This is a genomic window from Pseudomonas sp. SJZ074 (assembly GCF_007828215.1).
In the GTDB taxonomy this organism is placed as follows: Bacteria; Pseudomonadota; Gammaproteobacteria; order Pseudomonadales; family Pseudomonadaceae; genus Aquipseudomonas.
Map to the genome: position 1 here is coordinate 116,662 of NZ_VIUE01000015.1, position 11,946 is coordinate 128,607.

The following is an 11,946-nucleotide window of genomic DNA, read 5'->3' on the forward strand; positions in this document are numbered from 1 at the left end:
GTCACTTCCACAGCTGGGCGGCGAACACCACGAGGATGCCGATCGGGGCCACGTAGCGCATCAGGAACAGGCTCAAGGCGAATAATACAGGGCTGCGCAGCGACAACTCATCGCGTACGGCTTCCCGGCCCATGATCCACCCTGCAAATACCACGAAACACAAACCACCCAACGGCAGCATGATCCGTGATGTAAAGAAATCAATCACGCCGAAGAAATCCAGTCCTCCGGTTGCCCCCCATTGGTAGAGGCGGAACAGGCCGTCTTCGTTCACGAAAAACTTCGCCTGCTTCCATATATTGAAGGAAAACACCGTCCCCAGCCCCACAAACCAGCAGGTGAAGGCCAGCCAGAACGTCACCCAGGCGCGACTGATCCGGGTCCGCTCAACCAGGTAGGCCACCATGGGCTCCAACAGGGAAATCGCCGAGCTCCAGGCCGCGATGGCGACCAGGACGAAAAATATCACGCCCATCACCTGGCCGAATGCCATGCTACCGAAGGCGAAAGGCAGACTCACAAACATCAGGCCCGGTCCCTCGCTGGGGTTCAGACCGGCTGCGAACACAATCGGAAACAATGCCACGCCCGCCATCAGCGACACGAAGGTGTCCAGCAGCGCGACACCAACCACCGTCCTGGTGAGGGAGGCGTTCTTGGGCATGTAGGCGCCATAGATCATGATCGAGCCAACCCCGACGCTCAGGGAGAAGAACGCATGCCCCATGGCCGGCAGCAGGCCGTCCAGGACTTTCTCCGGCTTGAAGTCGAACATGAAGTGCAGGCCCTCCATGAAATGCCCGGTGGTCATGCTGTAGCCCAGCAACACCAGGATCATCACGAAAAGCAGCGGCATCATGACCCGCAGGCTGCGCTCAAGCCCTGCGACCACACCCTTGGCGATCACCACGGCGGAAAGCAACATGAAGACCGTGTGCCAGAGCGTCAATCTCCAGGGGTCCGAGATGACACCGCCGAAGTAGGCGCCCACCTGATCGGGTGCCACGCCTTGGAAATCGCCGCGCCCCATGTCAATGATGTAATCCAGCGACCAACCACCGACCACACTGTAGAACGACAGGATCAGCAGCGCCGTGATCATCCCGGCGAAGGCGCCCCACGACCATTTGGGCGAGTGCCCCGCCTCCAAGGCCAGCACCTTCAAGGCATTGGCCGGGCTCTGCCGGGCGCGGCGACCGATCAGGGTCTCGGCCAGCATCACCGGCGCGCCGATGAGGGCGATACACGCCAGGAACATCAATACGAAGGCACCGCCACCGTAGACGCCGACCATGTAGGGAAATTTCCATATACTACCCAATCCCACGGCCGAGCCGGTCGCCGCGAGTATGAAGACCCAGCGGCTAGCCCAACTGCCGTGGACAGAAACCTTGTCTGTCGACATCGTGATCACGCCCAAGCGTTCAAAAAAGAGGCCGCATTGTCCGGGATTCACTCAACGTGCTCAAGCATGCTGCTTCACCGTAGCCGACACGCACGCAACTGCCTATAATGCCGCCCCTATGGCTAAACAGAAGAAACACCCCACAGGGACCATCGCGCAAAATAAAAAGGCGCGACACGACTACTTCATCGAACAGCGTTTCGAGGCTGGCATGGTCCTGGCCGGCTGGGAAGTAAAGAGCCTGCGCGCAGGCAAGGCGCAACTGGTCGACAGCTACGTGCTGCTCAAGGATGGCGAAGCGTGGTTGCTGGGCAGCCACATCACGCCATTGACCACCGCCAGCACCCACGTGATTGCCGACCCGGTGCGCTCGCGCAAGCTGCTGCTCAACAAGCGTGAGCTGGAAAAACTCTTCGCTTCCGTACAGCAGAAGGGCTACGCCTGCGTCTGCACGTCGCTGTACTGGAGCAAGCACTTGATCAAGTGCGAGATTGCGCTGGGCAAGGGCAAGAAGGAATACGACAAGCGCGATACCGAGCGCGAGCGCGACGCCGGTCGCGAACTGCAGCGTGCGGTGCGTAACAAGGGCAAGGAAGATTAAGCCCACCTAGAACCCAATGTGGGAGCGAGCCTGCTCGCGATAGCGTATGGTCAGTCGACATCGATGTTGACTGACCCACCGCCATCGCGAGCAGGCTCGCTCCCACAGGGTTAGCGAAACCTGACCGGCTATATCCCCTTGCGCCGCTCTGCCCGCGCCACTCGCTGTACTTCCTGGCGCACCTCCTCCAACACTTCCTGCACATACAGAATATGTCGGCTGGACACTTCCCGCGCCTGCTCGGCGTGCCCGTCCATGATTGCCTGGTACAACTCCCGATGCTGGCTGATCAGCATATCGCGGGTTTCGCTGCGCTGCTTGTACATGCCGCCGATGTTGGTCACCACATTGCGCTTGAGCAGGTCGAACAGCCCACGGATGGTATGCAGCAGGACCGCGTTATGGCTGGCCTCGGCAATCGCCAGGTGGAACCGGGCGTCCGCCGCTCCCTCCTCCGCCCGGCTCACTTCATCGTGGCGCGCATAGCAATCCTGCAACTCATCGAACGCCGCCGTCAGCCGCTCACGATCCACTTCCGTGGCCCGCAACGCCGCGTAATAGGCGCAGGATGCTTCCAGCGTATGACGAAACTCCAACAAGTCACGCTGCGCTTCGGGATTGCTTTCCAATAGCTGCAGCAGCGGATCGCTGAACGTCGAGCCCAACGATTCCACCACGTAGTTACCGCCGCCTTGCCGACTGACCAGCAAGCCTTTGGCCGTCAGCTTCTGGATCGCCTCGCGCAATGAAGGACGTGAGACGCCGAACTGTTCGGCCAGGGTCCGCTCGGCCGGCAGCCGCTCACCAGACTTCAGCGTGCCTTCAAGAATCATTCCTTCAAGCCGCTCGACAATATCGTCAGACAAACGGCGCTGACGAATCTGATCAAACCCCATAACTCGACTCTCCACGATCCCGGCAGCTCGCCGGGCTCTCTATTCTGGCCCATCCGGGCCCTGCCCACACCTACCAGAAGCCATTCAGGCAAACAGATCAGATGCGATCTGCACCGTTTATTCGACGAAAGTTTCAGGGCGGCAAATTGACACACGATAGCCAAGGCTTTTACCCTAGCCGACAGCGCTTGTAAATTGGTCTTACCAATTAACCAAAACCGCTGACCAGTGCCTGACCAACAACAATTAGGGGCTCACCCACCATGCAAACCTGGCAACAGCTTTACAGCCCGCTCGGCAGTCTCGGCTTGTCCGCACTCGCGGCCGTCATTCCCATCGTATTTTTCTTCCTGGCCCTGGCGGTGTTTCGCCTCAAGGGGCATGTGGCGGGAAGCATTACCCTGGCCCTGGCGATTGCCGTGGCAATCTTTGCGTTCAACATGCCTGCCGACATGGCCTTCGCCGCTGCCGGCTATGGTTTTGCCTATGGCCTGTGGCCCATCGCCTGGATCATCGTCGCCGCCGTTTTCCTTTACAAACTGACGGTCAAGAGCGGCCAGTTCGAGGTCATTCGCAGTTCGGTGCTGTCGATTACCGATGACCAGCGCCTGCAGGTATTGTTGATCGGCTTCTGCTTTGGCGCCTTTCTGGAAGGTGCCGCCGGCTTCGGTGCACCCGTGGCGATCACTGCCGCCCTGCTCGTGGGCCTGGGCTTCAACCCGCTGTATGCCGCCGGGCTGTGCCTGATTGCCAACACCGCGCCTGTGGCGTTCGGCGCCCTGGGCATCCCGATTATCGTGGCGGGCCAAGTGACGGGCATCGACGCCGTCAAAATCGGCGCCATGACCGGACGCCAACTGCCACTGCTGTCGCTGTTCGTACCGTTCTGGCTGGTATTCATGATGGATGGCCTGCGCGGCGTGCGCGAAACCTGGCCAGCGGCGCTGGTGGCAGGCTTGAGTTTTGCCATCACCCAGTACTTCACCTCCAACTTCATCGGCCCAGAGCTGCCGGACATCACCTCGGCCCTGGCCAGCTTGATCTCGCTGACATTGTTTCTGAAGGTCTGGCAACCCAAACGCAGCGCAGGGGCCCAGATTGCCGGCGCCACTTACGGCGCAGCAGTGACCGCCAGCGTCGGCGGTTTCGGCCAACCGCGCAGCACCGCGGCTTCGCCCTACAGCCTGGGGGAAATCATCAAGGCCTGGTCGCCGTTCCTGATCCTTACCGTGCTGGTCACGATCTGGACCTTGAAACCGTTCAAGGCGATGTTCGCCGCCGGCGGCTCGATGTACGCCTGGGTATTCAATTTCGCCATCCCGCACCTGGACCAGATGGTGATCAAGGTCGCTCCCATCGTGGTCAACCCCACCGCCATTCCGGCCGTGTTCAAACTTGATCCGATTTCGGCCACCGGCACGGCGATTTTCTTCTCCGCACTGATCTCGATGCTGGTGCTGAAGATCAACATCAAAACTGGTCTTACCACTTTCAAGGAGACGTTTTTCGAGCTGCGCTGGCCGATCCTGTCCATCGGCATGGTGCTGGCCTTCGCCTTCGTCACCAACTACTCGGGCATGTCGTCGACCATGGCCCTGGTGCTGGCCGGCACAGGCGCGGCGTTTCCGTTCTTCTCGCCCTTCCTGGGTTGGCTGGGGGTGTTCCTGACCGGCTCCGATACTTCGTCCAACGCCCTGTTCAGTTCGCTGCAAGCCACCACCGCGCACCAGATCGGCGTCAACGACACATTGCTCGTGGCGGCCAATACCAGCGGCGGCGTGACCGGCAAGATGATTTCGCCGCAATCGATCGCAGTGGCCTGCGCAGCCACCGGGCTGGTGGGCAAAGAGTCGGACCTGTTCCGTTTTACCCTGAAACACAGCCTATTCTTTGCAACGATCGTCGGCTTGATCACGTTGGCCCAGGCCTACTGGTTCACCGGCATGCTGGTGCATTGAGTCCTACAAGCTGCCTGGAAAAAACCGACGCCGGAACATCCTCCGGCGTTCGCTATCGACAACCGGGTCTGCAAGGTTGCTGAAAGATTTGCTCTCTATATTCAGCAGCCTCAGCGGACGGATAACCGGGACCACCCGGAGACACGCCTGATGAGCGAGCTTTTTTACAACGCCGTGCCGAACGCGACCCGTGTCGCCCCGCCATTGCCCGAGCCTCGGCAGTACCCCAGCGAGAAACCGCAACGGGTCTACCTGTTCGGCACCTGCGTGGTGGACCTGTTCTACCCCGAAGCCGGGATGGACGCGATCCATCTTTTGCAGCGCGAAGGGATCCGGGTGGAGTATCCGCAAGGGCAAACCTGTTGCGGGCAACCGGCGTACACCTCGGGCTATACCGAGCAGGCCCGGACGGTGGCGCGGGCGCAACTGGCGTTGTTTGCCGAGGACTATCCGGTAGTGGTGCCCTCGGGTTCCTGCGCCGGCATGATGCGCGAGCATTACGCCGACCTGTTCAAGGATGAACCCGAGACGCTCAAGCAAATCCAGGCCCTGGCTGCCCGGACCTATGAGCTGGCCGAATTCCTGTTGTTCGTCTGCAAGGTCCAGCTTCAGGACAGCGGCACACCGGTAAAGATTGCGTTGCACACGTCCTGCTCGGCACGACGTGAAATGAACACCCACCTGCACGGCCGCGCGTTGTTGGCGCAGCTACGCAATGTGGAGCGGGTTGAACACAGCCACGAAAGCGAATGCTGCGGCTTTGGTGGGACATTCAGCGTTCGCATGCCGGATATTTCCGGCGCGATGGTGGCCGACAAGACCCGGGCGTTGAAGGAATCCGGCGCGCACAAGGTCGTCAGTGCCGATTGCGGCTGCCTGATGAACATCAACGGCGCTCTGGAAAAACAGCAGGAGGCGTTGCGCGGCCAGCACTTGGCGAGTTTCCTCTGGCAGCGTACCGGAGGTGTGGCATGAGCACGCCGACGCTGATTCCGACCGTTGAACTGCAGGAAGATTTTCGTGCCCGCGCCCACAAGGCCCTGGGCGACACGCAATTGCGAAACAACTTTCGCACTGCGATGGATTCACTGATGACCAAGCGGGCAACGTCCTTCAGCGATGCCCACGAAAGAGAACACCTGCGAGTGCTCGGCAACGCCGTCCGCGCCCGTGCGTTATCGAAGCTGCCCGACCTGCTCGAGCGGCTTGAAAGCAACCTGACCCGCAACGGTGTGACTGTGCACTGGGCGGAGACGGTGGACGAAGCCAACGGCATCGTCCTCTCGATCATCCGCGCTCACGAGGCGCGGCAAGTGATCAAGGGCAAATCGATGGTCAGCGAAGAGATGGAGATGAACCATTTCCTCGAGGCTCGGGACATTGAATGTCTTGAGTCCGACATGGGGGAATACATCGTCCAGCTCGACCACGAGAAGCCTTCACACATCATTATGCCGGCGATCCACAAGAATGCCGGTCAGGTCGCGTCCTTGTTCCACGACAAACTCGGCGTGGAGTACACCAAGGACGTCGACCAACTCATTCAGATTGGTCGCAAGGTCTTGCGGCAGAAATTCTTCGAGGCCGACATCGGCGTGTCGGGCGTCAATTTCGCCGTCGCCGAAACCGGCACCCTGCTGCTGGTGGAAAACGAAGGCAACGGGCGAATGTCCACCACCGTGCCGCCGGTGCACATCGCCGTGACCGGCATCGAAAAAGTGGTGGAGAACCTGCGCGATGTGGTGCCGCTGCTCTCATTGCTGACCCGCTCGGCCCTCGGCCAGCCGATCACCACCTACGTCAACATGATCTCTGGCCCGCGCAAGGCCGACGAATTGGACGGCCCCCAGGAAGTGCACCTGGTGCTACTGGATAACGGTCGCAGCCAGGCGTTTGCCGACAGCGAATTGCGCCAGACCCTGAACTGCATCCGCTGCGGCGCCTGCATGAATCATTGCCCGGTCTACACCCGAATCGGCGGTCATGCCTACGGCGAGGTTTACCCGGGACCTATCGGAAAAATCATCACGCCGCACATGGTCGGCCTTGCCAAAGTGCCGGACCACCCAAGCGCGTCTTCACTGTGTGGCGCCTGCGGTGAAGTGTGCCCGGTGAAAATCCCGATCCCCGCCCTGCTGCGGCGCCTGCGGGAAGAAAACGTCAAGGCGCCGGACAGCCCGAACCAAGTGATGCGCGGTCAGGGCAGCAAATATTCGCCCAAGGAACGCTTCATCTGGAATGCCTGGGCCCGGCTCAACAGTTCGCCACGGCTGTACCGGCTATTCGCCTTCCTGGCCACGCGCCTGCGCGCCCTGACGCCCAGCAACGTCGGCCCCTGGACCCAGAACCACAGCGCCCCCAAACCCGCCGCCCGCTCGCTGCACGACCTGGCCCGCGAACACCTCAAAGCCCAGGGAGACCGCCGATGAGCGCCAGGGACAATATCCTCGCCAAACTGCGGAAAAGCCTGACCGGCACCACGCCGGTTGCCGACCATTTCGACGTCGATCTGGTCACGCAAACCTATCGCTACGCGCCCGAAGAGCGCATCCCGCAGTTGCGCAAGCTGATGGAAGCGGTGCACACCGAAATCCACCTGACGTCGGGCGAAGGCTGGACGGCGCTGCTGGCGCAGTTGCTGCGCGACCGGCAATTGCCGAGCTTGCTGATTGCTCCAACCACGGCGCACGGGCAAAAAATCACACAGTTCTGGGCGAATAATCCTGACCTGCCGGCCCTCAAGGCCTACAACCGGCCGGTCGAGGAATGGAAAGCCGAGCTGTTCAACGACACCCCCGCCAGCCTGACCGGAACCCTGGGCGCCATCGCTGCGACCGGCAGCCTGATTCTGTGGCCAACGCGGGAAGAACCACGGCTGATGAGCCTGGTGCCGCCCGTACACTTTGCCCTGCTCAAGGCCAGCGAGATCCGCGATAACTTCTACGAAGTGCAGCAGGAATTCGACTGGGCCCAGGGCATGCCCACCAACGCCCTGCTGGTGTCAGGCCCGTCGAAAACCGCCGACATCGAACAAGTCCTGGCCTACGGTGCCCATGGTCCCAAGGATCTGGTGGTACTGATTCTGGAGGACCAATGACTCTTCCGGCCACTTTCCTACACGATGTACAACAACTGATCCCACAAAAGCGCCGTTTCGACGATCCACTGTCGACTTTGGCCTTCGGCACCGACGCCAGTTTCTATCGGCTGATTCCGAAACTGGTGGTACGGGTCGAAAGCGAAGACGAAGTGATCGCCCTGCTGAAGCTGGCCCAGCGCGACCACGTCCCCGTCACCTTCCGCGCGGCCGGCACCAGCCTGTCGGGGCAAGCCATCAGCGACTCGGTGCTGATTGTGCTGGGGGACAACTGGAACGGCCGCGAGATTCGCCAACAGGGCACGCAAATCCGTCTGCAGCCGGGCGTGATCGGTGCCCAGGCCAATGCCTGGCTGGCACCGTTCGGCCGCAAAATCGGCCCGGATCCGGCGTCGATCAATGCCTGCAAGATCGGCGGCATCGTCGCCAACAACGCCAGCGGCATGTGCTGCGGCACCGCGCAGAATACCTATCACACCCTGGCCGGCATCCGTCTGGTACTGGCCGACGGCACCCGCCTCGACACCGAAGACGACGCCAGCGTAGCCGCATTCCGAGCCAGCCACGGCGAGCTGCTAGAGCGGCTGGCGACCCTCGGGCGCGAGACCCGCGCCAATACCGAACTGGCCGCTCGAATTCGCCACAAATACCGTCTGAAAAATACCACCGGCCTGTCGCTCAACGCCCTGGTGGATTTCGACGAGCCTGTGGATATCTTGAGCCACTTGTTGGTGGGGTCCGAAGGCACACTCGGTTTCATCAGTGCAGTGACCTACAACACGGTGATCGACCATCCGAACAAGGCTTCGGCGCTGATCGTGTTCCCGGACGTGGAAACCTGCTGCAACGCCGTCACCGTACTGAAAAGCCAGCCGGTATCGGCCGTAGAGCTGCTGGACCGTCGCAGCCTGCGCTCCGTCCAGGACAAGCCAGGCATGCCGGACTTCGTCCAGCACCTGTCGCTGAATGCCTGCGCCCTGCTCATCGAATCCCGCGCCGCATCTTCGTCTTTGCTGCAAGAACAACTGGCGCAGATCATGATCTCGCTGGCCGGCTTCCCGGTGGAAAAGCAGGTCGACTTTACCGAAGACCCGAAGGAAAACGCCCGACTCTGGGCCATCCGCAAGGACACCTTTCCGGCGGTGGGCGCGGTGCGCAAAACCGGAACCACGGTGATAATCGAAGACGTGACCTTCCCGGTAGAACAGCTGGCAGTAGGCGTGAACCGCCTGATCGAGCTGTTCGACAAACATCACTACGACGAAGCGATCCTTTTCGGACACGCACTGGAAGGCAATCTGCACTTTGTCTTCACCCAAGGCTTCAACAATCCTGAAGAAGTCGCACGCTACCAGGCGTTCATGGATGACGTGGCACAGTTGGTCGCGGTGGAATTCGGCGGCTCGCTGAAAGCCGAGCACGGCACCGGACGCAACATGGCCCCATTCGTAGAGCTGGAATGGGGCAGCGATGCCTACCAGTTGATGTGGCAGCTTAAGCGCCTGCTCGACCCCAACGGCATCCTCAACCCGGATGTGGTGCTCAGCGAAGACCCGCAGATCCACCTCAAACACCTCAAGCCGCTGCCGGCCGCCGACGAGATCGTCGACAAGTGCATCGAGTGCGGCTTCTGCGAACCGGTGTGCCCGTCCAAGGACCTGACCCTGAGCCCACGCCAGCGCATCGTGATCTGGCGGGACATCCAGGCGAAAAAGCGCGCAGGCATCGACACCTCCGAGCTGGAAACGGCCTATCAACATCAAGGCATCGACACCTGCGCCGCCACCGGGTTGTGCGCCCAACGCTGCCCGGTAGGCATCAATACCGGCGACCTGGTGAAAAAACTCCGCGGCCGTACCGCAACACGTACGAAAACCGCCGATTGGCTTGCGGGCAACTTCGCCCTGGCCCTGCAAGGAGCGCGCTTTACCCTGCACGTTGCCAACGGCGCGCGCATGCTGCTGGGGGCACCCCGGCTGGCCCGGCTGTCCGGTGCACTGAACCGATTATCCAAGGGTCAGGTTCCGCAATGGACCCCCGCCATGCCCCAGCCGGAAAGCCCCATCCGCTTCAACCCGGCCGTGTCGGACCAACGTCCGCGAGTGGTGTACCTGGCGGCCTGTGTGTCGCGTGTCATGGGCCCTGCGGCGGAAGATAAAGAGCAGGTTTCGCTGTACGAAAAAACCCGACACCTGCTGGAAAAAGCCGGTTACCAAGTCGTCTTTCCCGACAACATCGACAGCCTTTGCTGCGGCCAGCCCTTCGCCTCAAAAGGTTATGCCGAACAAGCCGAACACAAACGCCAGGAACTGATCGGTGCACTGCTGCACGCCAGCCGCGGCGGCCTCGACCCCATCTACTGCGACACCAGCCCCTGCACATTGCGGCTGGTGCAGGACCTCGGCGACGTGCGCCTCGACCTGTACGACCCCGTGCGCTTCATTCGCACGCATCTGATAGAGCGCCTGGAATTCACCCCCCAGGAGGAGCCGATTGCCGTGCATGTCACGTGCAGCACGCAGCATCTTGGCGAGAGCCAGGCGCTGATCGATCTGGCACGCAAATGCAGCAAACACGTCGTCATCCCGGAGGGGATCCACTGCTGCGGTTTCGCCGGTGACAAGGGCTTTACCACACCGGAACTCAACGCCCACTCGCTGCGCACCCTCAAGGACGCGGTTCAATGCTGCGCCGAGGGCATCTCCACCAGCCGCACCTGTGAGATTGGTCTGACGCAACACGGTGAAATCGACTACCACGGCCTGGTGTATCTGGTAGACCGCGTCACCCGGGCCAAACCCACCGGCGGTGAAGGTTCATCTGCTGGGCTCGACGAAAAATCGAATTCCTGCGCTTCGCTGTAGTCACTTGAATAGGCCCGGCTCTGTCGGGCCCTACGACAACGACTCGGCCTGACCGTGAGCGGCAGCACCGAGACCACACGTTCAAGGAGATACACATGAAGCACACCGCATTTGCTGGCTTGTTCATTTCCGCTGCACTGTTGGCCTCTCCGGTGTTCGCAGCGGATAACGACCTGTGCACCGCCAAGCTTCAGGAGCTGCAGGATAAGGTCACCACGTTGCCGGCAACCTCTGAAAACACCACCATGGAAATCAAGCGGCTGCAGGGCGAAGCTGAAGCCGCCAAAGCTGCCGGAGACGAAAAGAAATGCGTCACCGAAGCCACCCAAGCGCTGTCTCGCGTGGATAAACTTCGTAACGAACCGAAGCAGTAATACCAACTGGGCCAACCTCCGGGTTGGCCTCAGTCACGTATTGGCGTACACTGCACACACCTGCCGCTCCAAGAGATTCACCGAGCGACAGGTTCGGGGCCGTTCAGGATTCGACGCCGGTTGCGAAACTTTAGGTGCATGCCGAGTTGGTAACAGAACTCGTAAATCCACTGTTGCAACTTCCTATAGTTGCCAATGACGAAACCTACGGGGAATACGCTCTCGCTGCGTAAGCAGCCTTAGCCCTTCCCTTCTGGTACCTTCGGGTCCAGCAATCATCAGGGGATGTCTGTAAACCCAAAGTGATTGTCATATAGAACAGAATCGCCGTGCAGTACGTTGTGGACGAAGCGGCTAAAACTTACACAACTCGCCCAAAGCACCCTGCCCGTCGGGTCGCTGAGGGTTAACTTAATAGACACGGCTACGCATGTAGTACCGACAGCGGAGTACTGGCGGACGGGGGTTCAAATCCCCCCGGCTCCACCATTTAGTCTTCCCAGGAAGACCCAGAAAAGCCGTAAAGCCCAGAGAAATCAAAGCTTTACGGCTTTTTTCTTGCCCGCGTTTTCCCACCTAATCCCAGGGCATCCCACAGTTGACGGGGGCATATATGGGGGCATAAAACGCTCATCAGCTCGCTCGGAGAGGATGTGTGTTGCCGCTGACCGAAAACTGACCCAGTGGGGATGCGGACAAAAACTTGGACTGGTTATGCCGCGAAGCCCAGGCTCTCACGATACTCAACGGG

9 protein-coding genes and 1 other RNA gene are annotated in these 11,946 nt (G+C 60.6%); 8 read left to right on the forward strand and 2 right to left on the reverse strand.

The window, feature by feature from the left end; all coding sequences use genetic code 11:
• Position 1: 1 nt before the first annotated feature.
• Entirely contained in the window at positions 2-1,405 is a 1,404-nt protein-coding gene (locus FBX99_RS16955) for a sodium-dependent transporter (protein WP_145132218.1), read from the reverse strand.
• A gap of 118 nt (positions 1,406-1,523) precedes the next feature.
• Between FBX99_RS16955 and smpB the strand changes: the two genes are divergently transcribed.
• Positions 1,524-2,006 carry an SsrA-binding protein SmpB gene (gene smpB / locus FBX99_RS16960; protein ID WP_030139770.1) on the forward strand — a complete coding sequence of 161 codons (483 nt, stop codon included), beginning with the start codon at positions 1,524-1,526 and terminating at the stop codon, positions 2,004-2,006.
• A gap of 128 nt (positions 2,007-2,134) precedes the next feature.
• Here the strand turns inward: smpB and FBX99_RS16965 are convergent, their stop codons facing one another.
• A complete protein-coding gene (locus FBX99_RS16965) occupies positions 2,135-2,902 on the reverse strand; it encodes an FCD domain-containing protein (RefSeq protein ID WP_144930222.1) in 768 nt (255 codons plus the stop codon).
• A gap of 263 nt (positions 2,903-3,165) precedes the next feature.
• Between FBX99_RS16965 and FBX99_RS16970 the strand changes: the two genes are divergently transcribed.
• The 7 genes from FBX99_RS16970 (at position 3,166) to ssrA (ending at position 11,684) form a co-directional block, all read left to right on the forward strand.
• Entirely contained in the window at positions 3,166-4,860 is a 1,695-nt protein-coding gene (locus tag FBX99_RS16970; RefSeq protein WP_145132220.1) for a lactate permease LctP family transporter, read from the forward strand.
• A 150-nt stretch (positions 4,861-5,010) separates the two neighbouring features.
• Positions 5,011-5,835 carry a (Fe-S)-binding protein gene (locus FBX99_RS16975; RefSeq protein WP_144930220.1) on the forward strand — a complete coding sequence of 275 codons (825 nt, stop codon included), beginning with the start codon at positions 5,011-5,013 and terminating at the stop codon, positions 5,833-5,835.
• Entirely contained in the window at positions 5,832-7,289 is a 1,458-nt protein-coding gene (locus FBX99_RS16980) for a LutB/LldF family L-lactate oxidation iron-sulfur protein (protein WP_145132222.1), read from the forward strand. The genes FBX99_RS16975 and FBX99_RS16980 overlap by 4 nt, the downstream gene beginning before the upstream one ends.
• Positions 7,286-7,957 carry a lactate utilization protein gene (locus FBX99_RS16985; RefSeq protein ID WP_144930218.1) on the forward strand — a complete coding sequence of 224 codons (672 nt, stop codon included), beginning with the start codon at positions 7,286-7,288 and terminating at the stop codon, positions 7,955-7,957. Before FBX99_RS16980 ends, FBX99_RS16985 begins: the two co-directional genes overlap by 4 nt.
• Positions 7,954-10,821, forward strand: a complete 2,868-nt coding sequence (locus FBX99_RS16990; RefSeq protein WP_145132224.1) for an FAD-binding and (Fe-S)-binding domain-containing protein — start codon at positions 7,954-7,956, stop codon at positions 10,819-10,821. The genes FBX99_RS16985 and FBX99_RS16990 overlap by 4 nt, the downstream gene beginning before the upstream one ends.
• A gap of 95 nt (positions 10,822-10,916) precedes the next feature.
• Positions 10,917-11,195 (forward strand): hypothetical protein, encoded by a 279-nt coding sequence (locus FBX99_RS16995; RefSeq protein WP_144930216.1) that lies wholly within the window; start codon positions 10,917-10,919, stop codon positions 11,193-11,195.
• Between the two features lie 95 nt (positions 11,196-11,290).
• Positions 11,291-11,684, forward strand: a transfer-messenger RNA (tmRNA) gene (gene ssrA / locus FBX99_RS17000).
• Positions 11,685-11,946: the final 262 nt, after the last annotated feature.